This is a genomic window from Polyangium mundeleinium, assembly GCF_028369105.1.
GTDB classification, from domain to species: domain Bacteria; phylum Myxococcota_A; class Polyangia; order Polyangiales; family Polyangiaceae; genus Polyangium; species Polyangium mundeleinium.
In genome coordinates this window covers 11,249,044-11,272,278 of record NZ_JAQNDO010000001.1, presented here as the reverse complement: position 1 = coordinate 11,272,278, position 23,235 = coordinate 11,249,044, and the positions used below count along the sequence as shown (strand labels likewise).

At 69.6% G+C, this 23,235-nt stretch carries 22 protein-coding genes; 10 read left to right on the top strand and 12 right to left on the bottom strand.

Annotated elements, in window-relative coordinates; all coding sequences use genetic code 11:
- Complete coding sequence (locus POL67_RS44425; protein ID WP_271927403.1) at positions 1 to 1,506, top strand: alginate export family protein; 1,506 nt, start codon at positions 1 to 3, stop codon at positions 1,504 to 1,506.
- On the opposite strand, the gene POL67_RS44420 is transcribed toward POL67_RS44425, so the two are convergent.
- From POL67_RS44420 to mnmA, 8 genes are all read right to left on the bottom strand, one after another.
- Positions 1,503 to 2,021, bottom strand: coding sequence for a YcbK family protein (locus POL67_RS44420; protein ID WP_271927401.1), 519 nt, complete (start codon positions 2,019 to 2,021; stop codon positions 1,503 to 1,505). The genes POL67_RS44425 and POL67_RS44420 overlap by 4 nt on opposite strands.
- A 107-nt stretch (positions 2,022 to 2,128) precedes the next feature.
- Positions 2,129 to 4,072 (bottom strand): ATP-dependent zinc metalloprotease FtsH, encoded by a 1,944-nt coding sequence (ftsH, locus tag POL67_RS44415; RefSeq protein WP_271927399.1) that lies wholly within the window; start codon positions 4,070 to 4,072, stop codon positions 2,129 to 2,131.
- A gap of 148 nt (positions 4,073 to 4,220) precedes the next feature.
- A complete protein-coding gene (tilS, locus tag POL67_RS44410) occupies positions 4,221 to 5,111 on the bottom strand; it encodes a tRNA lysidine(34) synthetase TilS (RefSeq protein WP_271927397.1) in 891 nt (296 codons plus the stop codon).
- Positions 5,108 to 5,302 carry a hypothetical protein gene (locus tag POL67_RS44405; protein WP_271927396.1) on the bottom strand — a complete coding sequence of 65 codons (195 nt, stop codon included), beginning with the start codon at positions 5,300 to 5,302 and terminating at the stop codon, positions 5,108 to 5,110. Before POL67_RS44405 ends, tilS begins: the two co-directional genes overlap by 4 nt.
- A gap of 28 nt (positions 5,303 to 5,330) precedes the next feature.
- The gene (locus tag POL67_RS44400; protein WP_271927394.1) at positions 5,331 to 6,704 is read right to left on the bottom strand and encodes a class I SAM-dependent RNA methyltransferase; all 1,374 of its coding nucleotides are present in this window, start codon (positions 6,702 to 6,704) and stop codon (positions 5,331 to 5,333) included.
- A gap of 73 nt (positions 6,705 to 6,777) precedes the next feature.
- Positions 6,778 to 9,228, bottom strand: a complete 2,451-nt coding sequence (locus POL67_RS44395; protein ID WP_271927392.1) for a serine/threonine protein kinase — start codon at positions 9,226 to 9,228, stop codon at positions 6,778 to 6,780.
- A gap of 188 nt (positions 9,229 to 9,416) precedes the next feature.
- Positions 9,417 to 10,064, bottom strand: coding sequence for a hypothetical protein (locus tag POL67_RS44390; protein WP_271927391.1), 648 nt, complete (start codon positions 10,062 to 10,064; stop codon positions 9,417 to 9,419).
- On the bottom strand, positions 10,061 to 11,176 hold the full coding sequence (gene mnmA / locus POL67_RS44385; RefSeq protein ID WP_271927389.1) for a tRNA 2-thiouridine(34) synthase MnmA: 1,116 nt from the start codon (positions 11,174 to 11,176) through the stop codon (positions 10,061 to 10,063). The genes POL67_RS44390 and mnmA overlap by 4 nt, the downstream gene beginning before the upstream one ends.
- Before the next feature lie 161 nt (positions 11,177 to 11,337).
- On the opposite strand from mnmA, the gene POL67_RS44380 reads away from it, so the two are divergent.
- On the top strand, positions 11,338 to 13,140 hold the full coding sequence (locus POL67_RS44380; RefSeq protein ID WP_271927387.1) for a response regulator: 1,803 nt from the start codon (positions 11,338 to 11,340) through the stop codon (positions 13,138 to 13,140).
- 28 nt (positions 13,141 to 13,168) lie between these two features.
- Here the strand turns inward: POL67_RS44380 and POL67_RS44375 are convergent, their stop codons facing one another.
- Positions 13,169 to 13,777 carry a CPBP family intramembrane glutamic endopeptidase gene (locus tag POL67_RS44375; protein WP_271927386.1) on the bottom strand — a complete coding sequence of 203 codons (609 nt, stop codon included), beginning with the start codon at positions 13,775 to 13,777 and terminating at the stop codon, positions 13,169 to 13,171.
- A 224-nt stretch (positions 13,778 to 14,001) separates the two neighbouring features.
- On the opposite strand from POL67_RS44375, the gene POL67_RS44370 reads away from it, so the two are divergent.
- The 4 genes from POL67_RS44370 (at position 14,002) to POL67_RS44355 (ending at position 16,528) form a co-directional block, all read left to right on the top strand.
- Positions 14,002 to 14,370, top strand: coding sequence for a zinc ribbon domain-containing protein (locus POL67_RS44370; RefSeq protein WP_271927385.1), 369 nt, complete (start codon positions 14,002 to 14,004; stop codon positions 14,368 to 14,370).
- Entirely contained in the window at positions 14,367 to 14,768 is a 402-nt protein-coding gene (locus POL67_RS44365; protein WP_271927383.1) for a hypothetical protein, read from the top strand. Before POL67_RS44370 ends, POL67_RS44365 begins: the two co-directional genes overlap by 4 nt.
- Complete coding sequence (locus POL67_RS44360) at positions 14,768 to 16,138, top strand: DNA methyltransferase (protein ID WP_271927382.1); 1,371 nt, start codon at positions 14,768 to 14,770, stop codon at positions 16,136 to 16,138. Before POL67_RS44365 ends, POL67_RS44360 begins: the two co-directional genes overlap by 1 nt.
- Positions 16,139 to 16,222: 84 nt before the next feature.
- Complete coding sequence (locus tag POL67_RS44355) at positions 16,223 to 16,528, top strand: hypothetical protein (protein ID WP_136936297.1); 306 nt, start codon at positions 16,223 to 16,225, stop codon at positions 16,526 to 16,528.
- A 7-nt stretch (positions 16,529 to 16,535) separates the two neighbouring features.
- Here POL67_RS44355 and POL67_RS44350 read toward each other — a convergent pair whose 3' ends face one another.
- Positions 16,536 to 17,783, bottom strand: coding sequence for an NAD(P)/FAD-dependent oxidoreductase (locus POL67_RS44350; protein ID WP_271927380.1), 1,248 nt, complete (start codon positions 17,781 to 17,783; stop codon positions 16,536 to 16,538).
- Positions 17,784 to 17,869: 86 nt separating this feature from the next.
- Here POL67_RS44350 and POL67_RS44345 point away from each other — a divergent pair, with 86 nt between their 5' ends.
- Positions 17,870 to 18,184 (top strand): 2Fe-2S iron-sulfur cluster-binding protein, encoded by a 315-nt coding sequence (locus POL67_RS44345; RefSeq protein ID WP_271927378.1) that lies wholly within the window; start codon positions 17,870 to 17,872, stop codon positions 18,182 to 18,184.
- Between the two features lie 31 nt (positions 18,185 to 18,215).
- On the opposite strand, the gene POL67_RS44340 is transcribed toward POL67_RS44345, so the two are convergent.
- Complete coding sequence (locus POL67_RS44340) at positions 18,216 to 19,214, bottom strand: phosphatase PAP2 family protein (protein WP_271927376.1); 999 nt, start codon at positions 19,212 to 19,214, stop codon at positions 18,216 to 18,218.
- Positions 19,215 to 19,667: 453 nt separating this feature from the next.
- On the opposite strand from POL67_RS44340, the gene POL67_RS44335 reads away from it, so the two are divergent.
- Positions 19,668 to 20,048, top strand: a complete 381-nt coding sequence (locus tag POL67_RS44335) for a PDZ domain-containing protein (RefSeq protein ID WP_271927374.1) — start codon at positions 19,668 to 19,670, stop codon at positions 20,046 to 20,048.
- Positions 20,049 to 20,096: 48 nt separating this feature from the next.
- Here POL67_RS44335 and POL67_RS44330 read toward each other — a convergent pair whose 3' ends face one another.
- Complete coding sequence (locus POL67_RS44330; RefSeq protein ID WP_136932305.1) at positions 20,097 to 20,492, bottom strand: YbjN domain-containing protein; 396 nt, start codon at positions 20,490 to 20,492, stop codon at positions 20,097 to 20,099.
- Between the two features lie 249 nt (positions 20,493 to 20,741).
- Between POL67_RS44330 and dctP the strand changes: the two genes are divergently transcribed.
- A complete protein-coding gene (dctP, locus tag POL67_RS44325) occupies positions 20,742 to 21,743 on the top strand; it encodes a TRAP transporter substrate-binding protein DctP (protein ID WP_271927371.1) in 1,002 nt (333 codons plus the stop codon).
- A gap of 136 nt (positions 21,744 to 21,879) precedes the next feature.
- Complete coding sequence (metK, locus tag POL67_RS44320) at positions 21,880 to 23,136, top strand: methionine adenosyltransferase (protein ID WP_271927369.1); 1,257 nt, start codon at positions 21,880 to 21,882, stop codon at positions 23,134 to 23,136.
- The last annotated feature ends 99 nt before the right edge of the window (positions 23,137 to 23,235 follow it).

The following is a 23,235-nucleotide window of genomic DNA, read 5'->3' as shown; positions in this document are numbered from 1 at the left end:
ATGACAAGACTGAACCCCCACGCCTTCGCCGCAGCGGCCGCGCTCGCGCTCTCGCTCGCGAGCCCTCGCGCCGAGGCGCAGGCGACGCCGCTGCCCGAGTCGATCCCGGTCGGGTCGTTCACCTTCCGGCCCTCGTTCGAGCTGCGCGTGCGCGGCGAGTTCCGCACCGATCCGTTCGACATCGGCGGCGTGAATTTCACGCGCGGGGCAGTGCTCGAAGACGCGTACGGCTCGAACCTGCCGCCGCGCTTCGACGGGCTGAGCTACATGACGCCGATCTACACGTCGCAGTGGGCGGCGACGAGCCGCGCGCGGCTCGGCCTCGCGGTGGATCGAGGCCCGGTGACGGCGGCGATCGTGCTGCAGGACGCGCGCCCGATCGCGGGCTCCATGGGGTCCAGCGTGCTGCAAGGCAACCAGCTCGGCGCGGGCCTCGGGCTCTTCGAGGCGTACCTCGACGTGCATCGGAAGAACCGCCGGCAGTGGTTCCGGCTCGGTCGCCAGCGCGTCGTGTGGGGCGACGGGCGCCTCGTCGGCGAGAGCGATTTTACGCAACGGCCACGAGCGCTCGATGCCGCGCGGCTCGGTTTGTCCTGGAAGGACATCGACGTCGAGCTGCTCGCAGCGCTCATCGGAACGTCGCCGCTCGGGGGGCTCGGTAGCCTCGGCGGCGCGGCGGGCGGGGGATCGACGGGGGGCACGGACAGCAGCACGGTGCCCACGACGACGGTCCGGCCGCAGACGGGCAGCCAGCTCTACGGCGCGCACGCGGTCTTTCGCATCTTCCCGCTGCTCGCGGTGGACGTGACGGCGCTCGCGCGGATCGTCCGGCCGCCGGTCGCGATCGATCTCACGCCGAGCGATACGTACGTGATCGACGCGCGCCTGTCCGGGGACTACCGCGGCGTTCGGTACGCCGTCGAAGGCGCGTACGAGCTCGGCCGCATTTCGAGCTTCGGCGCGAACCGCGATCTACGTGCCTTCGCGGGCGCCGGGCGCGTCACGTGGGAGACGGCGCTGCCCTGGCATCTCACGTTCGGCGCGGCGGGCGCGTACGCTTCGGGGGACAACGGCAGCACGGACACGCTCGCCGTGCAGACGCGTTTTGATCCGATCCTCCCCGAAGAGCGTCCGATGCACGGCCGCATGGGCCTCTACGCGTGGTCGAACTTGATCGAGGCTGGCGCTGACATCGCGGCGCGCCCGACCGACACGTTCTCGGTGAACCTCGGCTACCGCTTCGTTGGCCTCGCCGAGCCGAAGGGGCGCTGGACGAGCGCGTCGTTGATCCCGATCGGCGCCTCGGCCACGAACGAGTCGCACGTCCTCGGCCACCAGGTCGACGCGACGTTCGGCCTGCGTGCGTGGGATCCGCTCGCGATCGAGGCCTCCTACGGCCTCTTCCTGACCGGCGAGGGCGCGCGGAACATCCTCCAGGCGTCGAGCCGCGGCCAGCCCGACATGCAGCACTTCGCGTATCTCCAGGCTGTACTGCGCGCGCCTTAGATCCCGCTCCAGCGCCGCTTCGGCCCCGTGTCGACGTGCACGAACCTGTCGCGTTTCCCCGCGTAGGTGCCGAGTCCGCCTTGCCACTTCGCCTGCAGGATCTCGGCCGCGAGCTTCGGGACGGTGAGCCCCTCGACGCGGAAATCGATCGCCATGCCGAGCGTGTGCTGGCTGTGCGATGCGACGTGCCGGCCCTTCTTGCGCATCACCTCGTTGCGCTTGGGGCTCCGGTAGCCGCTCACGATCTCGATCCGCGTGCCCTCGTGTTTCTTCGCGATCGTACGAAGCAGATCGAGCAGCCGTGGATCGATGCGCGTCTCTTGCTCGTAACCGTGGTCCGCGAGGAACGTGGAGAAGCGCTCGATCGTTGGTTCGTCCTCGGTGAGCGCGACGGTCTCCTGCGTGTGACCGTGCACGATCGTCGCGAGCGGTTTCTTCGCGGGAGGTGCATCCGCTGCGGGATCCACGGGGCGTGGATCGAGCGATGGAGCAGGCGCCGCCGCCGCGTCGATCACGGCGGCGGTGCTTCTGCGTGGGGGAGGGAGGGGTGCTTCGGAGAGAGGGGAGGGGACGGGCAGGGCGAACGCCGCGGCGACGAGGGCCGGCGCGATCGCCCTACCTTTCACGTGCTCGGAGCCGGCTTCGGCGCGCCGAAGATGCTGGCGGCGCGGCGCTTCTCCTTCGCGGCGCGCTCGCGGTCGGCGTAGGTCGGGATGACGACCTTCTGCCGCTCGGGCAACTCGCGCCCAGCCACGATTGCGTCGACCTCCTCGGCGTCGAGCGTCTCGCGCTCGAGCAGCGCGTTCGCCAGCTTGTCGAGCGCCTCGCGGTTCTCGTCGAGCAGGCGGCGCGCCTCGGCGTGGCCGTCGAACACGAACTTGCGGACCTCGTCGTCGATCTGGTTGGCGACCGTCTCCGAGTAGTTGCGCGACTGGCTCGTGAAGTCGCGGCCGAGGAAGACGCTCTCCTCGTTCGCGGCGTACGAGATCGGGCCGATGACGTCGCTCATGCCGAACTCGGTCACCATGCGGCGCGCGAGGTTCGACGCTTGTTTGATGTCGTTGCCCGCGCCCGTCGTGAACTGGCCGAAGACGATCTCCTCGGCGACGCGGCCGCCCATCAGCACCGCGAGGCGCGCCTTCGCGAAGTCGCGCGACATGCTCAGGCGGTCTTCCTTCGGGAGCTGCTGCGTGATGCCGAGCGCCGGGCCGCGCGGGATGATCGTCACCTTGTGCACGGGGTCGGCGTTCTTCTCGAGCAGCTTCGCCACGAGCGCGTGGCCAGCCTCGTGCCACGCCGTCGTCTTTTTCTCCTCGTCGCTGATGACCATGCTGCGGCGCTCGGTGCCCATGAGGACCTTGTCCTTGGCCATCTCGAAGTCGACCATCGAGACGAGGTCCTTGTCCTGGCGCGCGGCGAGCAGCGCGGCTTCGTTGACGAGGTTCTCGAGGTCGGCCCCGACGAATCCGGGCGTACCGCGGGAGATGATGTCGAGGTCGACGTCCGGACCGAGCGGCACCTTCTTCGTGTGCACGCGGAGGATGCCCTCGCGGCCGCGCACGTCCGGGCGGTTCACCACGATGCGCCGATCGAAGCGGCCGGGCCGCAGGATCGCGGGATCGAGGACGTCCGGGCGGTTCGTCGCGGCGATGATGATCACGCCCTCGTTCGACTCGAAGCCGTCCATCTCGACGAGGAGCTGGTTCAGCGTCTGCTCGCGCTCGTCGTGCCCGCCGCCGAGGCCCGCGCCGCGGTGACGGCCGACAGCGTCGATCTCGTCGATGAAGATGATGCAGGGCGCGTGCTTCTTGCCCTGCTCGAACAGGTCACGCACGCGGCTCGCGCCGACGCCCACGAACATCTCGACGAAGTCCGAGCCCGAGATCGAGAAGAACGGCACGCCCGCCTCACCCGCGATGGCCTTCGCGAGCAGCGTCTTGCCCGTGCCGGGCGGGCCCATCATGAGCACGCCCTTGGGGATGCGGCCGCCGAGCTTCTGGAACTTCTTCGGATCCTTGAGGAAGGCGATGATCTCTTCGAGCTCGTCCTTCGCCTCGTCGATGCCGGCGACGTCCGCGAACGTCACCTTGTTCTGCGACTCCGAGAGCAGCCGCGCGCGCGATTTGCCGAAGCTCATCGCCTTGCCGCCGCCCGCCTGGAGCTGCCGCATGAACAGGTAAAACATGACGAGGAGGAAGACCATCGGCAGGATGGTCACGAGCGCGCCCGACCAGAACGGCGACGCGTCCTCCTTCTCGAAGGTGACGGCGACCTTGTTGTCGACCAGCGTCTTCGTGATCTCGTCGGCGTTGTCCGGGCCGATCGTGACCTTTTTGACCTTCGAGTTGCTCTTCGGGTCCTTTACCCAGAACGTGTATTCACGATCCTTGATCGAGACGGAGTCGACATGCGGGTCCTTCTCGCGATCGGCCTGAACCTGGCTCATGAACTCGCTGAACGAGACCTGCGTCGCGGGCGGGCGATCGGGGCTCAGGAACTGCCAGATCACGAGGAACATCATGATCAGCAGGACCCAAAGGAGGAGCGTCTTGTGCGATTGCTTCACGAGGATCCTCGGGTTGCCCGCCCCGATCTCCTCGGGACAAGCAGACTGCGTCCAAATGTAACGCTTCTTTTCACCAGCATGCCACGCGGTGGCATGGCCGCCAATGGAAGCCAAGCCGCGCCGTCCATTCGGTACCGACGTGGCTCGATCATTTCTTTTCGTTAAGGACGATCTTCCCGGCTGGGAAGGTCACGTCGAGCTCTCGTCCCCCCTTCATACGTATCTTCACAATCCGAACGCCCTTCTTTTGGGCTCGCTCGATCGTCCTGCGTTGCGCCCGGCCGAGTTCGCTCATCGGGTCCTCCGCCGGACGGACGTCGTGCAGCATGTCCGCGAGGGCACAGAGATGGTCGATGATCCGTGGTGATAAGTCCTCCAGCAGGGGAATCAGCTCGCGGCGCACCCGGACACGCGTGAATCGAGGGTCGAGGTTGGAAGGGTCGCGCGCGTGCGCGATCGCGTGACGATCGAGGTGAAGCAGGACGTCGGCCCGGCGCGCCCGGACGAGCGGACGCACGAGGTCGCGCGGCGTTTCGGAGCCGCTCGGCGGTACGGGCGCAGGCGCGCGTGGTTCGAGCACGGCGAGGCCACGCGGGCCCGCGCCACGGAGCAAGCGCAGGAGGACCGTCTCGGCCTTGTCGTCGGCCGTGTGGCCCGTGGCGATCACGGCGGCCCCGTGCCGCGCCGCAGCGTCCTGCAGCGCCCGATGACGCGCCTCGCGCGCCCGCGCCTGGAGGTTTCCCCCCGGCTCGACGTCGATCCGCGTCACCTCGAAAGGAACACCGAACTTGTCGGCAAGCTCGGCCGCGAGCGCGAGTTCGTCCCGCGCCTCGGGGCGCAATCCATGATCGATCCCGTGCCCCACCACGTCATGGCCGATCGTGCGGCGGAGCAGCGCGAGCACGTGGAGGAGCGCCGTCGAGTCGGGGCCACCCGAGCAGGCGACGAGCACGCGATCGCCGCGATCGAAGAGCGATTCGTCGCGGATGGTGCGCTCCGCGAGGCGTCGCAACGAAGGCGGGTGCGAGGGCTTGGTCAACGGAGCTCGAAGGCCTTGCAGAAGACGACCTCGTCACGCGCGTCGAGGTCGGGCTCCTTGTGCATGACGTGCGGATATCCGAGCGAGCAACGATCGCCTTCCGGATCGTACTGCGCGCAGTCGCCGCACGTGAACACGAGGCGGAAGCGGCGCGCCTCCTGCCGGAGCCGTTCGTCGACGTGGTGGATCATCCGGCGAGAGCGTAGCGCACGCGAGCGCTCAACGCGCCCCGCGGCGACGCACGAGGCGGGCCACGGTTTCGACGTGGCTCGTCTGCGGGAAGAGCTCGACCGTCTCCAGGTGCGTGAGCGCAAAACCCGCGCGCGAGAGCACGCCGAGGTCCCGCGCGAGCGTGGCCGGATCACACGCGACATAGACGATACGTTGCACGCGCGAGGCCGCGATCGCAGCCGTCGCGCCCTCCGCGCCAGCCCGCGGCGGATCGAGGACGACGACGTCCACGCGCGGCGGAATCGGGTAAGCGTCCGCGTCCGTGGCGACGACCTTGCCCGCAAGATCCCGCGCCGCGAGGTTTTCCCGGGCCGAGCGTGCAGCTCCCTCGTCCGACTCGACCGCGACGAACGACGCCGCCCCACGCGCGAGCAGGATCGAGAGGGTGCCGCTGCCGGCGAAGAGCTCGAGCACGTGCCCGTTCGTCGCTTCGCCTGCGCCTTCCCGCGGCGCATCGACGTCCGCGCGGGCGAGCTCCGCCACGCGCCGAGCGAGCAGCACCGCGCCGCGATCCGAGCTCTGCGCGAACGATCCGGCCGCGATGACGAGCGGCGCGCCGTCCGCGCCTTCGAGCACCGGCCGCGGATCGCCGAACACGGCCGGCGTCTTCGCGCCCTCCATGCGCACGCGCGCGCCGGCCCACGCGCCCTCCACGACACGTCGATCGATCGCGGTCCACGCCGCGGGCGCGATCTCGCCGCGCCACGACACATCCACGACGAGCCGCCCGCCCGCGCCTCGCGCGATCTGCACGTCGCCTTCGCCCGTCGAGCCTGCGAGCACCGCCGGGATCTCGTCGAGCGCGCCGGCGATCGACGACGCGAGCACGATGCAGGTCGGCGTCGCGGCGAGCACGTGTGAGCCCGGAGCGCGATACCCGATCCGCACCCGACCACGCTCGCCGCGCACGTAGAGCCGCGCGCGCGTGCGGTAGCCGAGCGGCTCGTGCGCGGCATGCACATGGATCGCGGGCGGCGCTTCGCCCGTCGCATGCGCGACCGCGCTCCGGACGATCTCCGCGTGCGCCGCCTCCTGCGCGTGCTGCGAGAGGTGCATGAAGTCGCAGCCGCCGCATGCGTCCACGTGCAGGCACGTTGGATCTACGCGATCGGGGCTCGCCTCGATCACCCGCAGGAGGCGTCCCCGCGCGGGTCGCGTGTTCCTGTCGACCTCGGCTTCCACGCGTTCGCCCGGCGCGGTGCCCGGCACGAAGACGGCCGTGCGATCGGCGAGGCGAGCCACGCCGGCTCCACCTGCGGCCAGGTTCTCGATGTGCAGGAGCTCCGTGCGAAGCGCTTGTTTCGGCCTCGCCGGTTTGTCCCTGCGGTCCGGCCTCCCAGCGGGACGCGTTCCGTGCGGCATCTAGGGAGACTACGTCACGACGAACGCACGTGCACCGCCCGCCCCGTTTCCAGGGCGAGCGGCCCGGTGCGTCTCACTTCATCGACACGCGTTGCGCCGTCACCTGGCCGGACACGACGATGACCGAGATGACCTTCGTCATGTCGCCCTTCTTGAGCGTGACCCGGTGCGATCCCGGCTTGACCGAGAGGTGCACGATCGGCGAGGGGCCAAGCGAGCGACCGTTGTCGAGCACGTCGTCGCAGAACGGGTTGCACACGATCGTCAGGAAGCCCGGCTCGCCCGACGCGGCCGCTGCGCTCGCCGTCGCCGTGGGCGCGGCCGTGGGCGCGGTGGCCGCCGTCTTCGCCGTGGCGGGCGCGGTCCCGGGCCCGGGGCCCGGCGCAGGCGTGGGCGCGGCCGTCTCCGTCGGCGCAGCCGCAGCCGTTTCGGTCGGCGCGGGCGCGGGCGCCGGTGCGGGCGCAGGCGCGGGCACGGCGACGGTGCTCGGGACTGCCGGCGCCTCGGGCACGGCCGTGACCGCCGGCTGCGTCGTCGTTGCCTGCGGCTGCTTCAGCTTGAAATACACGAGCACGCCGATGCCGATCACGCTGAGCGCGACGAGCGCGACGACCAGCACGAACACGCCCGTGTTGCGCTTCGGCCCGCCTTGCTGACGAGCCGCTTCCTGCTGCGCCATCCAGAGCGCGGCGGGATCGGGGCGCGGCAACGACATCGCGGTCTCGATCTGCGACTGCGCCACGCGCTGGCCGTACTGCTGTGGGATCTGCGGGTTCGGGTTGCTGATCGGGTGCTGGTAGCCGGGCTGCTGCCCGTACTGCGGCTGCGGCGGCTGCTGGCCGAAGCCAAAGCCCGGCTGCTGCGGCGCCATGCCGCCGTTGAAGCTCGGCTGCTGCGGCGCGGGATATCCGCCGAAGCTCGGCTGTTGCGGCGCGCCAAACCCCTGCCGCGGCGGCCCGGGATCCGGCATCTTCGCGTTCGCCGGCAGCGCGATCGTCGCGTTGAGATCGTCGGCGTCGCCGGGATACCCACCGCTCGGCAGCGCCGCGGTGCGCTCGTTGTGCCCCGGCCCGGGCATGCCCGCGGCGGGGAGCGGCGTCGTGAGCTGAGGCCGGTGCTGACCCTGCGGCGTCGAGGGACGACCTGCGCTCGGCAGCGGCCCTCCCGCGGCCTTCTCCAGGTGATCACGCGTCGCGACCGTGGTCGGCACGTCCTCGTCGTCGTCCATGAGCGACGTGGCGGCCATCTGCTGCGACGCGGACGATCGATCCTCGGGCGGGGGCATCGCCGCGGGCGCGCGGTTCGCGATCGGCTGCGCTGCCGACTTCGACGGCGCCGTTCCGCTCGCGCGGCCGCGGCGATCGTCGTCATCGTCTTCGAGCAGCGAATCGTCGTTCAGGCCGCCCTGCGCGCGGAGCTGATCGACGTTCACCGTCGACGTCACCTCGGCAGCCCACGCGAGGTGTGCCTCGCGCTTGGCGATGCGATCGGTGAACACGTGCCGGACGAACTGCGCGACCTCTTCGGGTCCGACGAACGCTCCGCTCTGGTTGAGGTAGACCTGCAGGGCGCGGGAGAACTCGCGGGCCGTCTGGTAGCGGTCCTTCTTGTTCTTCGCGAGCGCCTTCATGACGACCGCTTCGAGGCCTTGCGGATAGCCGCGCACGATCGTCGAGGGCAACGGCACCACGCAGGCCTGCACCTTCTCGAGCGTGTCGAGATCGGTGTCCATGCGGAAGAGCCGCTGGTTCGTGGTCAGCTCCCAGAGCACGACGCCGAGCGCGAAGATGTCCGTCGTGCGATCGACGTCCGCGCCGCGCACCTGCTCGGGCGACATGTACGCGAGTTTGCCCTTGAGCGTGCCGGCGCGGGTCGACGCGAGCCGGTCGGCGACCTTCGCGATGCCGAAATCGACGACCTTCGTGTAGCCGTCGTACGTGACGAACAGGTTGTGCGGCGTCACGTCGCGGTGGACGAGCCCGAGGAGCTGTCCGTTCTTGCCGCGCAGCTCGTGCGCCGCGTGGAGGCCCTCGGCCGCGTCCGCGCACATGCGCGCCGCGAGCTCGGGGCTGATGTTCATCCGCTTCTCCTCGGCCCGCCGCATGACCTCGCGCAGCGGTTCGCCGTGGAGGTACTCCATCGCGATCCAGTACGTGTTGTCGTCTTTGCCGAGATCGAAGACCTGCGCGACGTTCGCGTGGTTGATCCCGGCCGCGATGCGGGCTTCGTCGAGGAACATGTCGACGAACTGATCGTCTTCGACGAGGTGCGGGTGGATGCGCTTGATCGCGACCCACTTCTGGAAGCCACCGGGGCCGTCCATGCGCGCCAGATGCACGCTCGCCATGCCTCCGACGCCGATTTCGTCGACGACGCGGTATCGTCCGAGGAAGAAAGTCCCAGGCTGCTGCTTCTCGGGTTCTTTCGGGCGGGGACCGGACGAGGAGGCGGGGGCGCTCCTGGTGTTTGCCGGTGCCGGACCGCCCGGTCGCGAAGCAGCGGGTCGAGGCGGAGGTTGAGCCATGACGCGTTGATTGAATCCTACCGCGAAAACGATTCCACTTTCCATGCGCCGGAGAGCGCGCACGGACGCTTCCGGATGTTCAGCGGGCGAGCACGCCTTCACGCCCACGTTTGCGGGCTCGCTCGGGCAAGCTGGGCGATGCCCCCAAACCCCGCAGGTGTGGGCACCCTATCGAAGCGCCTCGAACTTCAGGGGAAGGGCTGACCGGGCTGGCCACGCTCGAAGTAGAAGCGGAAGAAACCCGTCACACGCGATTGCAGTTCCTTCGGGATCTCGTTGGCGGGCGCATCCACGGGAGCGTCGCGAGGATCACCCATCCACACGTCGAACTCGGCGTCGGTGTACTTCTCCGCGGCCTCGGCCTCGTTTGGATCGCCGCTGAACAGCGAATGAAACGTGACCGAGCCATCCACGGCGTAGAGGATCACGTTCTGGTTGTGGCAGGAGCGCTGAAGGTAGAGCGAGACGTGGATCGCCGGCTGATCCTCGGGCGGCGGGGCCGGGAAATCGGAGCCGGGAGGCAAGACGCCCGGCGAGAGCGTCACGTCGAGGGGCTTGCCGAGCAGCTCCTCTCGGACCTTGCCCACGTCCTCGATCAGGACCGCGAGCCCGTCGGAGACCTCTTGCAGATCGGTCCCGCGCTGCACGCGCATCTGGAGCGTCGAGCGGTACGGCACCGCCGCGAAGAAGTCGGGGCGGAGATCGTAGGCGTCGAACCAGCAATCCTTCGCGACGAGCGCGTCGCTCTTGACCTCGCCTTCGCCCTGCCCGAGCGAGCAGCCCATCGCGCCGAGCGCGAGCAGCGACGCGACGACGAGGCAGAGCCGCACGCTCACGCAGCGCCTCCCGCGCCAGCGTGGATCGCGGCCTTGATCGTGGCCCCGCCGCAGACCCGATCGCCGTCGTACGCCACCGCGACCTGCCCGGGCGAGACCGCCTTCACCGGCGTGCGGAAGCGCGCGACGAGCACCTCGCCTCGCTCCGGATCCTGCACGCGCTCGATCGTCGCGCGTTCTCCTTCGTGACGCGCGCGCACCCGCACGTCGGCTTCGAACGGGAACGACACGTCGTCGCTCCACGCGCCCGCTTCGAGCAGCGCGCCCGTCGCGAGCAGCGCGTCCTCGCCGCCGAGACGCACCGCGCCCGACTCCGCGTCGATCCCCACGACGAACGCGGGCCGACCGAGCGCCACGCCGATGCCCTTGCGCTGGCCGATCGTGAACCGATGCACGCCCTCGTGGTGCCCCACCGTGCGCCCTCGATCGTCGACGATCGGGCCGGGACGAACCCGCTCGCGCCCCGCGCGGTTCTCGACGAACGCGCCGTAGCCGCCGGCGGGGACGAAACAAAGCTCCTGGCTCTCGCCCTTGTCCGCGCGCGGGATCCGACGCGCGTGTGCCTCGGCGCGCACCTCTTCCTTCGTCGCGTCTCCGAGCGGCAGGACGAGCCTCCGCAGCTCGTCCTCGCGCAGCATGTGCAGGAAGTAGCTCTGATCCTTGACGCGATCCTTGCCTCGATACAGGCGCGCGCGCCCGTCCTCGCCGACCTCCGTGCGCGCGTAGTGGCCGGTCGCGATGAACGACGCGCCGAGCCGCTCCGCCAGCGGGAAGAGCTCGCGCATCTTCACCGAGCGGTTGCAGGCGACGCAGGGGCTCGGCGTCTCGCCGTCGAGGTACGCGTCGACGAACGGATCGACCACGTGCGCGCGGAAGAGCTCCCGGCGGTCGAACGTGTAGTGCGGGATGCCCAGGTGATCCGCCGCGCGCCGCGCGTCGTGTTGGTCCTCGGGCGCGCAGCAACGACCCCGCTCGCTCCGGTCGTCGGGGTAGTCCCAGAGGTGCAGTGTCACCCCGATGACGTCATAGCCGGCGTCACAGAGGCGCGCGGCCGCCACGGAGGAGTCGACTCCGCCGCTCATGGCGACCACGATCCGCGTTCCTTTCGTCACGAAGCCCAGCTTAGCGCCGAAAAGCCCAGCGCGCGCGGCCGAATCCCTCCGGGCGGGCGGGCCGAGACGCGGGGACCCCCACGCCCCCCGGGGACGAAACCGACCGGGCGGGCCCCTTGCCACTTGGCCCCCCGGCGAGCGCACGTGATACGGTTTCGCCAATGCCCCGAGGGCTCGTGCTCGTGATCGAAGACGACGAGTGGGTCAGCAGCCTGCTCTCGGGCGCGATCCGTGACGCCGGCTACGACGTCATCGTCTGCAACACCGCGCAAGCTGGGCTCGATACGGCCTGCGATCGCGAGCCGGACTGCATCATCTGCGACATCGATCTGCCGGACAACGACGGCTACTGGGTCGCGCGGAACGTTCGCACACAGCCCTCGCGCGTGTCGGTGACGCCGTTCCTCTTCCTCTCTGCCCTCGACGATCAAGAGGCGCGACTCGAAGGATTTCACGTCGGCGCCGATGCGTACATGACGAAGCCCTTTCGCGTCGACGAGGTCGTCGCGCAGGTCGGCGCGCTCGTGCAGATGGCGTGGCGGCTGCGCAAGCGGCGCGACTCGCTCGTCTCCGTGCCGCCCTCGTCCGTGACCGAAACGACGGCGATCCAAGGCGATCTCAGTCAGATGTCGATCGCCACCGTGCTCACGGTGCTCGAGCTCGAGCGGCGCACGGGCGTCGTCGAGGTCATCAGCAAGAAACGCAAGGTGCAGCTCGAGGTCGCCACCGGCTTCGTCGTGACCGGGACCATCGGCGGCACGACGACCGACGCGATCACGATCCTGCGCAACATCCTCGGCTGGAAGGTCGGTCGGTTCTCGTTCGTCCCGCAGCCCGATCGCCCGCCAACCGGCAACGCGCAGCCGATCGGGCACCTCTTGCTCGAAGCCGTGCGCCTCGAAGACGAGAGCGTCCACAACGGCGAGCAACCTCGATCGAGCAAGGCCGCGCCCTCCACGCGCCTCGCCGCACCCTCGATGGGCGGGCCTCCGTCGCGGCGCACCGACCTCGGGCCTCCGTCGTCGAAGGCGCTCGCCGAGCCCGCGAAGCCGATCCAAGCAGCGCGCGCGCCCGCTGCTGCCGCGCCCGCACAAGACGACGAGACCGATCGGAAGGCCTACTACGACTGGGCCGACTTCGGCATGGACGAGCCGGTGGCGCCGCCGCAGAGCGCGAACCGCGCGGAGGCCGCGCCGGGCTCGCAGGAGCTCGTCCCCGAGTCTGCGTACGGCGACGAAGCGCAGCTCGTCGAGGAGCCGGAGCAGCTCACCGAGCTCTCCGCGGAAGCGCTCGACGAGGTCGACGAGTCGCCCGCGTCCGAGTACCAGCTCGAAGAGGAAGACCTCGAAGGCGCGCCGGCCTATCGACCGAACTGGGGTAACGCGCCGAGGCAAGCCGGCGTGCGCCCCGCGCCCGCGAACGCAGGGCCGATGCGGCCTGCCGGAACGTACGGAGCGGGAGGCCCGGTTCGTCCGGGCGCCATGGCGCCGCGCTCGCCGGGCGCGCCTCCGCCGCGCCACACACCGGCCGCTCGACCTGCGGTGTCTGCGGGGTTGCCCGGTCCGCCGCCGCGTCAGCCTGTGCCCACGCGGACTGCGGGGGGTTTGCCCGGACCACCGCCCCGCGCGCCAGGCGGGGCCAATCGGCTTCCGGGACCGCCGCCGCGACAACCTCTCGCGCCTTCTCGCACGAGCGGCGAGTACACGCGCCCGTCGTTCCCCGGCCCCGCGCCCGCGGCGCGCCCGCCGGCGCCGGGCACGCACTCGCATTCGAAGAGCACGCCGCCGCCGCTGCCGAACCCGGGCGCCGGCCCCGTGCCGCGTTCGCCCACGCCGCCGCCGCGTCAAGCCGTACAGACGCGTCCCGATCTCACCGAAAGCGGCGTGCGTCCGGCGCCTCCGCCGCCTCCGCCGCTCCCGCCGCGTCAGCCGCATACGGGCCCGGTCAACGACAAGAAGCGCTGAGCGCGATCGCCGCGCGCGGGGGTTCGCCTCAGGCGAGGTTCTGCTCGGGATCGTCTCCCGGATCGTGATCACGCAGGTAACCGAGGTTCACCGCGTTCACGATCGCGTGCGCGAGCAGCGGCCCGAGGAGCGAGCCCGTGGCCGCGAAGATCGCCCCGAGGATGAGGCCCACGGCCGTCGCCCACGTCGTCCAGACCCAGCGGCTCGGCCCGCGCATCTGATGCAAGAGGCCGAAGAGCACGCCCGAGCCGAGCACGCCGATCACCGGCGTGAGCAGCCCGCGAAACAGGATCTCCTCGCCGAGGCTCGACAGGCCCGCGAGGATGAGGATCTGTCCGACGGAAAGATCCTTCGCGACCGGACGAAGCTCGCCGTGCAGGCGCCTGGCCCAGGTGAACCGACCGACCGCGAAGCGCGTCGTGAGCACGAGGATCGTGGCGAGGATGATGCCGGAGAGCGCGCTCGCGAGCGTCCCGACGAGCGGCGTCAGGCCGAGCCACGGGTTCGGGTACATCCAGGGCGCGCCGTCCCGGAGCGCCAGGGCGAGGGCGGTCGCGAGGCACGCAAGGAGCGCATAACCGGCGGCCACGCTCCACGCTGCAGCGTTCCGGCCCGTCCGGGTCCACCGTCCCCGCATGTCCGGCATGTTGGCACGTCCCTGCCTCGCCGTGAAGCGAGCCGAGCCGTCCCGGCCGGGCGCCCGTTCCCATCCGTCGACCCCGCAGCGTCGATCGGTGCGCTCTCCTCTGGCCGTGGGACCGGCGCCGGATTAGATGCGCCCCTGATGCACGCGACCGTGTTCATCATGCCGGCTCCGAAGGGCGCGAGGGCGACGCGCGGACGGATCGCCCGCGTGGCGCCATGACGGCCGGATCGGCCGAAGGTCGCTGCGTCGCCTGCGGCACGGGCGTCCCTGCGGGGGCCGCCGTTTGTTCGCGCTGCGGGACCTCGCAACGCATGGAGGTTTGTCCGCACTGCGGGGCTACGGCGGGAGCGACGCGTGATGCCGAACTCCGGTTCCGTTGCGACGTCTGCGGCGGGCCGCGCGTGCCGCTCGACACGAGAAAGATGCGGCGGAGCGGCAAGGAGATCACGGCGTTGCAGCGCGCCGAGCTCGCGCGGAAGGGGCGCGCGAAGAACCGCGCGGCCGCGGTGTTCACGGGCGTCGCGCTCGTGGGGACGATCGGCCTGCTCGCGATCTACGCCTGCTCGGCGTCGTCGGCGTGGTGAACCCGGGCTTCGGGTTTTTCCTCGCGAGCGTGCTGACGGCCGGCCCGCTCGCAGGGCTCGTCGCCTGGCTCCTCGCGCGCTCCCGGGCTCGAGGCAAGGAGATCGAGCCTGCGCTCGACGAAGCGTGGCTCTCGGTGGCGGCGGACGTGGCCGCGCAGATCAAGGGACCGGTCACGGCGCGCGCCCTCGCCGAAGCGCTCCCCATCGCGGAGCCGCAGGCGGAGGAGCTGCTCGCGCTGCTCGAAGCGCACGAGATCGTCCGCAACGACGGGAGCCTCACGCGGATGCGGATCGGGGCCTCCCCAGACAACCCCGACCTCGCGGCGATCGAAGCGGAGGCCGAAGCCGAGGCGGAGGCCGAGGCGCGTGCGCCCGGCGTCACGCGCGAGAAGGTGTGATGCGCGAGCGAACGAAGACGAAGCCCGGCGAGCGAACGAAGACGAAGCCCGGCGAGCGAACGAACCTTGGCGAACGAACAAGGCCCCGAGAGCAAACGAAGCCCGACGAGCGAACGAAGCCCCGAGAGCAGACGACGCCCCGCGAGCCGACGAAGCCCAACGTGCGGCGCGCGCTCTCCCACGTCGGCGGAGAGACCCACGTCGAGGGAAATCCCACGCGTGGCACGGCGCTCGTCAGAGCCCTCGACGTGCCCCCGTCCGAGGTCGCCGAGGAGGCCGCGCGCGCACACGTGCACGGCTTCCACAGCTACCCGGCGCGCATGCACCCGGTCACGGCGCAGCGGCTCGTCGAGTCCTTCTCGCGCCCCGGAGGCGCCGTGCTCGATCCGTTCTGCGGCAGCGGCACGGTGCTCGTCGAGGCGCGGCTCGTCGGTCGAAAGGCGATCGGCGTCGACGCGAACCCGCTCGCCGTGCGCCTCGCCGCGCTCAAGCTGCGCGATACGACGGAAGCCGATCGTGCCGCGTTCGTCGAAGCGGCGCGCGCAGTCGCGCTCTTCGCGGACGAACGCCGCAAGGCGAAGAGCGGACCCACGCGGCGGTACGGCCCCGAGGATCTCGCCCTCTTCGATCGACACGTGCTCCTCGAACTCGACGGCGTGCGGGCCGGGATCGATCGCATCGAAGAGCCCGCTGTGCGCGGCGAGCTCGAGCTCGTGCTCTCGTCGATGCTCACGAAGCTCAGCCGCCGCACCTCCGACACCTCCGAGCGCGAGCTCGAACGACGCATCGCCTCCGGCTACGCCGCGCGCCTCTTCGTGCGCAAGGCCGAGGAGCTCGTCGCGCGCCGCGCCGAGGCCTCCGCGCGCCTCGCCGCCGCGCCGCCCGCGCGTGTCCTCGAAGGCGACGCGCGCCGCCTCGACGGCATCGACGATCGCTCCGTGGATCTCGTCGTCACGTCGCCGCCGTACCCGGGCGTCTACGACTACCTCGCGCATCACGAGGCGCGCCTTCGTTGGTTGCGCCTTCGCCCCGAGCGCTTCGAGCGTGCCGAGATCGGCGCGCGTCGCCGCCTCGATCCCATGGGCCCCGACGAAGGCGTGGCCCGCTGGGAGCGCGAGATCGGCGACACCCTCGCCGCGCTCGCCCGCGTCATGCGCCCCGACGCGTCTGCGATCCTCCTCCTCGCTGACAGCGTCGTCGCGGGCCGCCCCGTCTACTCCGTCGACGTGATCCGCCGCGTCGCGCCGCGCGCGCGCCTTCGCGTGGACACCGTCGCCTCGCAGCCGCGCCCGCACTTCCATGCGCCCACGCGTCGCGCGTTCGAATCACGTCCGCGTCAAGAACACGCGATCCTGCTCGTCCGCGCCTAGCACCCGGGCGGAGTCGCGACGAACTGTCCCCGTCCTGCCCTCGTGTGGCAGGATGCCCGCCGCTTTCCCACGGAGACGTTCGAGATGCGGCGTGAGACGATCGCGGTGGTCTTTGCGGTTTCTCTGACGATGTTCGGTTGCAAGAAGGGCAGCGAAGGCGAGGGGACCGCTGCCACATCCGAGGGCGCGATCGGCGTCGCCGAGTGCGACGCGTACGTGAAGAAGATGGAAGCCTTCCTCGATGGTTTGCCCGAGGAGGCGCGCGCCGCGCGTGAGCCCGGCTTCAAGGCAATGCGCCAGGCCTGGCGTGAGGCCGCGCAAGCGCCCGGCGGCAAGGAAGGGCTCGCCGCGACGTGCAAGGAGAACCTCGCGACCGTGCCCACGAAGTAGCGCGCGTTCAGACGAACGTGGGCACTTCGGCCGGGTAGTGCTCGCGGAGGAACGAGGCCCACGGAGGACGGCGCTCCACGTGGAACACGTCGCCCGCGAGGATCGACGTGATGAGCTTGCGGATCGTCGGTCGCTGGTTCGGCTCGAACAACGTCTCGCGGAACCGCCCCGCGTAGAAGCTCTGCACGACGCCCAGGAACAGATCGACCGCGTAGCGCACGTTCGCCTCGTACGTGGCGAACGCCGCGCGCGACACGTCGCCCGTCGTGAGCGCGTGATCGATCGCCTCGGCCGCGAGCGCGGCGCCCTTGATGGCGAGGTGCGCGCCCGTCGAGAACAGCGGATCGAGGAAGCCGCCGGCGTCGCCGACGAAGAGCCACCCGTCACCCGCGAGCTGATCGATCCGATACGAAAAGTCCGCCAGCGCGCCCACGGGCCGCAGCCGCGTCGCGCCTCCGAGGATCTCGCGCGCCATCGCCGATTGCGCGAACGTACGATCGTAAAAAGAATCGAGTGATTCGCCTTTTTGCTTCTGCCGGATCCACTCCGACGATACGACCACGCCCACGCTCGTCACGTCGCCGCGGAACGGGATGAACCAGAACCAGCCGTGTTCGAAGATGACGAGCTGGATGTTCCCTTCGTCCTGCCCGCTCGGCCGGAACGTGCCGCGGTAGTGCGAGAACAGCGCGGTCTTGTCGAGCCGCGCGATGTTCGCTTTGCGCCGCGTGCGTGAGGCCAGGAGCGTGTCGCGCCCCGTCGCGTCGACGACGATCGGCGCGAAGAGCTCCACCACCTCGGAGGGGTTCAGGAGGTTTTTCGCGCGCACGCCGACGGCGCGGCTGCCTTCGAAGAGCACGTCCGTCGCTTCCCACTGCTCGCGCACCTCGGCGCCGAGCTTGCGCGCGTGTTCGAGCAGCACGTGATCGAACTCGGCCCGCGGGACTTGATAGGCGTACGTGAACTTCGGGTCGAAGCTCTCCTCGAAGCGATACGTGCTCTCGCGCCCGGTCGCGCAGCAGAGGAACCGCGCGCCGTACTTGCGCAAGAACCTGCGATCGAGCTCCTCGTCCACGCCGAGCTCGACGAAGATCTCGCGGGATCGAGGCAGGAGCGACTCGCCGATGTGGAACCGCGGGAACTTCTCCCGCTCCAGCACGAGCGCCCGCCGGCCTCTCCGCGCGAGGCTCGCGGCGAGCGTGGAGCCACCGGGCCCGCCCCCCAGGATCAATGCATCCCACCCATGATCCGCCATGGCCCCTGGATATCGCGGTCGCTCGGCCTCGCCAATGCCCGAGCAGTGGAGTCGACGACGCGCGCGCCTTCCGTTAGAGGTGCCTCGTGATCCGGGTGGAGTTCCTGGCGAACGAGCTCGGCCCCGCCGCGGGTGTGGACGCCGAGCCGGGCGACGCGCTCGTCGACGTCAGCGACGCATGCCGCGCGCCCGTCTCGTTCTCGTGTCGCTCGGCGAGTTGCGGTACGTGCCTCGTCGAGGTCCTCGAAGGCGCCGCGCTCCTCGCACCCCCCAAGGCCGACGAATCGGAGGTGCTCGACCTCTTCGACGCGCCGCCTTCCCAGCGGCTCGCCTGCGCGGCGCGTCTCGTCGCGCAGGGGGAGGGGCTCGTACGGCTTCGGTGGGCGGGGAGTGACGAATGATCGACGGTGCGGCGCGTCGTTCGCGTCTTCGTCAGTCGAAGACCCAGGCGCCGCGGAAACCTCGCGCGAGGCGCCACGCCTCTTCACGCTTCGCGATCCAGGGCGCGAGTGCGCCGACGGTGAAGGCGAGCGTCAGGCCTGCGAGGACGTCGATCGCGTAGTGCCAGCGCAGGAACACCGTCGAGAAGATGATGTTCGCCGCGAAGAAGCCCGTCACGATCGCGGGCCAGAACCAGCGTCGATCCGTCTTCGCGTTCTGGAGCGCGTGCAGCGTGAACCACGTCGGCGCGGCCGTGTGCAGCGAGGGGAAGATGTCCTTCATCGCGCTGCCGGCCTGCACCGTGTCCCAGACGCAGCCCCAGAAAAAACCGCCGTTGATCGGCCCCTTGAACTGATCGGCCAGGTACTGGTGCGGGCCGAAGCCGGGCACCGCCATGTACCCGAGCTGGCCGATGCTGAAGACGAGCAATGTTCCGATCGCGAACGCGGTCGTCCGGCGGCTCGGCTTCGTCAGCCACAGGCCCACGACCATGTAGGTCGCGCCGATGAAGAAGTAGCTGAAGTAGAAGAACGAGAACCACTCGACCACGGGTCGCACGTTGAGCGCCTCGAGCACGAGCGCGGGCTCGCGTCCGAAGATCGCCTCGTCGATCCGGAGGAGCGTCGCATCCACCGAGTCCGGCCGCACCACGGGCAAGAGCCAGCGCAGCACGAGGTAGTTCTGCACGAGCACGCCGACGATGCTCACGCGGTAGACGATCTTCCGGACGATCGGCGGGATGCCGGGGATCACGCGGCCGATCAGCACGGCGCCGAGGATCACCCCGATGCAGAGCTCCGTCGTCCGGGCGCACGACACCTGATCGGCCGTCGCTTGCCGCTGCGTCAAGAGCAGCCGCACGACCGTGAGGTAGACGAGCAGGATGAGGTCCTGCACGGTGAAGCTACCGAGCAAGAACTTGATCCACCCGCCTTGCATGGCGGTGATCTGCGAGGGGGCTCCCTCGACGTGCTCTTCGGAGGCACGCATGTCCGACGGGCTCCAAAGTCCGTTTTGGTGCGTGGAGGTACTCACTTGTTCTCTCCGCGTGGCCGGGATCCAGCGACGAACCTCGACGCCGCGGGAGATGACGCGGCGCAGTCTAAGGGGGAAGACCCATCAGGTCGAGGCTTCATCGCCATGGGAAGTGCGGCGGGCTCAAGCAAGATCGGCGCCCGTCGAACACGCGCGAAACGTCGAGGTTTTGTCGAATTCGACGGAACGACGTAGGGCAAGAGGGAACGGAGCGCGTAGCTGGATGCGCTGTCGTCTCGCTCTCGGAAATCCTCTACGCACCGTCGTTCACGTCCGTGCCCGCGTCGCTCGACATGCAACGGACGAGCAGCATGAGGAGACCTCGCGCGTGCATGCGCGCCTGCTCATCCGAGCGCCTGCCGTGCTGCAAGGCGGCTCGTTCGTCATGACGTCCGCTACGATGACGGCATGCGCGTCGCCCGAGCGCCGCTCCTCGCGTCGTTGCTGTTCGTAGGGCTCGCCTGCGCGGCGGAGAAGAAGGGCTCCATCGGCGCCGTGCTCTCGCGCGACAACGACACGGGCGCGCTCTACGTGCGCGACCTGTCGCCAGGCCTCGCCGCCGAGCGCGCGGGGCTCTTGCCGGGCGACGAGCTCGTCATGATCGAAGGCCGCTACGTGCGTGACCTCGACGCCAAGGAGATCCGCGTGCTCCTGCGCGGCGACGTCGGTTCGTCCGTGCGCCTCACCGTCGTGCGTGGCGAAGAAGTACGCCGCGTGCGTGTCGAGCGTCGCGCGCTGCTCGACGCGAAGAAGGAAGAGCGTCCACGCACCGAGACGATCACCGAGTGAAGGTTCGTCCTACCGGAGTTCGCCCCGAACGCTCCGCACCCGAACGCGTCACTGCCCCGAGAGTTTGTGCACGTCCTCGTGGTGTTTGTCCGCGTAGAACGAGAGCACGTCCACGGCGTCGCGGATCTCGCTCGGGTCGAGATGCTCGATCCGGTACTCGACGCTCAGGATGATGTCGCCGTCATCGTCGACGGAGTACTTGGCGAGGTTGATCTCCCGGTTGAGCTTGAGCAGGCGCGTCATGAGCGCCTCGGCTGAATCGGGGTCCTCGGGCAAACGCGCGTAGGGGATCACCGCGAACGTCACGAAGAGAGGTTCGAGGTGTACGAACAGCGGAAAAATCCGGTCCTTGCTGCGGAAGCGGCTGCGCAGCGTGGCCTCGGAGAGCCGCTCGACCGGCCATCCTTGCGCCTCGAGGACGGCGCGGATCTCATCCAGGGTCATCGGGTCGCTATCATCAGGGTTTTTCGCGATGCGGCAACGTGAATAACGTCGTGGGCCCATCGTCCACTGTCCCGTGCCGCCCTCTTCCTGGAACGCGATGCTCGATGCTGCGGTGCATCGTGCGTGCGTGCGGGGCGAGCCTGTCTGTTCGAGAGCGACGAGCTCCGGTATACGAACACGCGCAGGCCAGGAGGAACCCTCGAGACACGTCGCGTACGAGGGTCGGAAGAACCGAGACGGAGGCTTCTGATGATGCTGCGAAGAGCGATGGTGAAACTCCTCGGCGCCCTGACGGTCCTTGCGGGGATCGGTGCGTCGCAGGATGCGAGTGCTGCGGAAGTGATCACGATCGGCACGCTTGCGCCGAAGTCGAGCCCCTGGGGGCAGGTGTTCAGTGTTTGGGAGAAGGCGGTGGCCGAGAAGAGCGGCGGCCGGCTGGAGCTCCGCTTCTACTACAACGGCCAGCAGGGCGATGAAGCCGCGATGGTCGGCAAGATGAAGTCCGGCCAGCTCGACGGCGCCGCGGTCACCGCGGTTGGGCTCGGCAAGGTCCACAAGCCCATCCTCGCGCTGCAGATGCCGGGCCTCTTCTCCTCGTGGGCGAAGCTCGACGCCGCGCGCGAAACCATGCGGCCCGAGTTCGAGAAGGGCGCGGAGGACGCTGGTTTCCGCATCCTCGGTTGGGGCGATGTCGGCCAGGCGCACCTCATCACGAAGGGTGTCGCGGTGCGAACGCCCGACGACTTCAAGGGCACGAAGCCCTACGTGTGGCGCGACGACGCGGTGATGCCGGTGTTTTTCCAGGTCATCGGCGGCGTGACGCCCGTTCCGCTCGGCATCCCCGAGGTCCTGCCGAACCTCGGCACGGGCGCCGTCAACGCGCTCGTCGCGCCCGCGCTCGTCGCCGAGCAGCTCCAGTGGGCGTCGAAGCTCGACACCATCGTCGCCGACGCGTCCGGCTTCGCGGTCGGCGCGCTCGTTCTGTCGAGCAAGAAGCTCGACGCGCTGCCGGCCGACCTCAAGACCATCCTCCAGGACACTGGCAAGGTGGCCGCCACGGCGCTCACGAAGCGCATCCGCAGCGAGGACGACGCCGCGTTCGGTCGCCTGAAGGGCAAGATGACGGTCGTCGAACTCACGGCCGACCAGAAGACCAAGTGGCAAGGCCTCTTCAAGCAGGTGCGCTCGCGCCTCTCGCAGGGCACCTTCTCGCCCGACCTCGTCGCCAAGCTCGAGGGGCTGGGCGGCTGACGGATTTCCAGAGACAGTGTCGCGTGCGCCGGGTCGCCTTCAAGAGGCCCGGCGCTTCGCTTTTGTCGTATTCGGCGCGTTGACGGTGCATCGTCCACGGCGTATGCGTACGCCCCGTCCGTCCCAAGGAGCATCCATGCGCCGTTACCAGTTCACGTCCGAGTCCGTCACGGAAGGCCACCCCGACAAGATTTGCGACCAGATCTCCGACGCCATCCTCGACGGCATCCTCGCGCAGGATCCGACGGCGCGTGTCGCCTGCGAGACGATGGTCAAGACCGGCATGGCGATCGTGGCCGGCGAGATCACGACCTCCGCGTGGGTCGACATGCCCGTGGTCGTTCGAAGCACGATCAAGGACATCGGGTACACGGACTCGTCGATGGGCTTCGACTACGAGACGTGCGCGGTGCTCACGGCGATCGAGAAGCAGAGCCCGGACATCTCGCGCGGCGTGACGGAGGGCGAGGGCCTGTTCAAGGAGCAGGGGGCGGGAGACCAGGGCCTGATGTTCGGGTACGCGACGGACGAGACCCCCGAGCTCATGCCGGCCCCGATCTCGTTCGCGCACCGCATGGCCCGCAAGCTCGCCGAGGTCCGCAAGTCGAAGAAGGTCAACTGGCTCCGGCCGGACGGCAAGACGCAGGTGACGGTCGAGTACGAGAACGACGTCCCCGCGCGCATCGCCGCGGTCGTGCTCTCGACGCAGCACGGGCCGGACGTGAAGCACAAGGAGATCGTCGAGGCGATGCGCACGCTCGTCATCGACAAGGTCCTCCCGCAGAAGCTCGTCGACAAGAACACGAAGTTCTTCATCAACCCCACGGGCCGGTTCGTCATCGGCGGCCCCTACGGCGACGCGGGCCTCACGGGCCGCAAGATCATCGTCGACACGTACGGCGGCATGGGCCGGCACGGCGGCGGCGCCTTCAGCGGCAAGGACCCGACGAAGGTCGACCGCTCGGCTTGCTACTACGCGCGGTACGTCGCGAAGAACGTCGTCGCGGCCAAGCTCGCGGCGCGCTGCGAGGTGCAGATCGCCTACGCGATCGGCGTCGCGCAGCCGGTCGGCGTCCACGTGAACACCTTCGGCACGGGCCGCGTCGCCGACGAGGTGCTCGAGAAGTACATCCTCGAGAGCTTCGACATGCGGCCGAAGGCGATCATCGATCAGCTCGACCTGCTCAAGCCGATCTACCGCAAGACCGCGGCGTACGGGCATTTCGGCCGGGACGACTTCTCCTGGGAGAAGACGGATCGGGCCGCGAAGATGGCCGACGACCTGCTCCGTCCGAGTGTGTCGACCACGAACGGCTCGTCGCACGCGAACGGCAGCAGCAAGAAGGACCAGAAGAAGCGCAAGAAGGCTTCCTCGGCCTCGCCCGAAGCCTGAGTGACGGCGCGTCCACGCGGCGCGCTCTCCTACCGTCCCACCGCACGCTCCCCCCTCCAGGACCCCGGAAGCGCCCCGAGCGCGTGACAGCCTGCTGGC